The sequence below is a fragment of the Ureibacillus terrenus genome (genome assembly GCF_006569205.1).
GTDB lineage: Bacteria > Bacillota > Bacilli > Bacillales_A > Planococcaceae > Ureibacillus > Ureibacillus terrenus.
In genome coordinates this window covers 1-746 of sequence record NZ_VIGD01000070.1, presented here as the reverse complement: position 1 = coordinate 746, position 746 = coordinate 1, and the positions used below count along the sequence as shown (strand labels likewise).

Genomic DNA, 746 nt, shown 5'->3' with positions numbered 1-746 from the left:
CTGTAAAGATCCGGTTCCATTGACTAAATTCTAAGTTAGATGTAATAATTACGCTTTTCTGTTCATAAAACTCCGATATAATTTGGAATAATAATTCAGCTCCTTCTTTACTAAATGGTAAGTATCCCATTTCATCTAAAATGACCAAATCAACCTTCTCCATCCGTTTTCTAAATGCTGATAAACGGTTGTTACGTAAAGCTTGCTCTAATTCCTCAACTAGGTGGGCAACACGGTAAAAACGAACCTCATAACCTAGTTCACAAGCTTTTTTCCCTAGTCCTGTGGCTAAATGAGTCTTCCCTGTCCCGGGTGAACCAACTAAAACTACATTTTCTCGATTCTCAATAACATGATTACGAGTGGACCGAACAACTTCGGTTCCCTCCTCATGTAATTGACTATAGTTGCCACCCTTAGGGACATGAACCAACGTCTGATCCACTTTCACTTCATTATATTTGTTTACTTTAACAAGATGCTCTTTAAATACAGGATAGGGCTTTTCCGGTAATGCTAGAAGATAATCCCGTTCTTCCTGCCATAAGTCCTCAATACGTACGTTTTTGGCATAATGAATTCTATTTCTGTCCGCCTCTAATTTATGAAATAATTGATTAGTTAAACCCTCATAGCTGTCCATTATTGGAGCTGAAGTAAAAAAGTTATAGCGTATATATCCAACTTTATTCTCAACATTTCCTTTTTCATGGCCACTTCTTGGATTGCATACCTGCACATCAAAG

At 37.3% G+C, this 746-nt stretch carries 1 protein-coding gene; it reads right to left on the bottom strand.

Annotated elements, in window-relative coordinates:
- Positions 1 to 739, bottom strand: a 739-nt coding sequence (locus FKZ59_RS15055) for an ATP-binding protein (protein ID WP_246045924.1), incomplete at its 3' end; no start/stop codon positions are given.
- Positions 740 to 746: the final 7 nt, after the last annotated feature.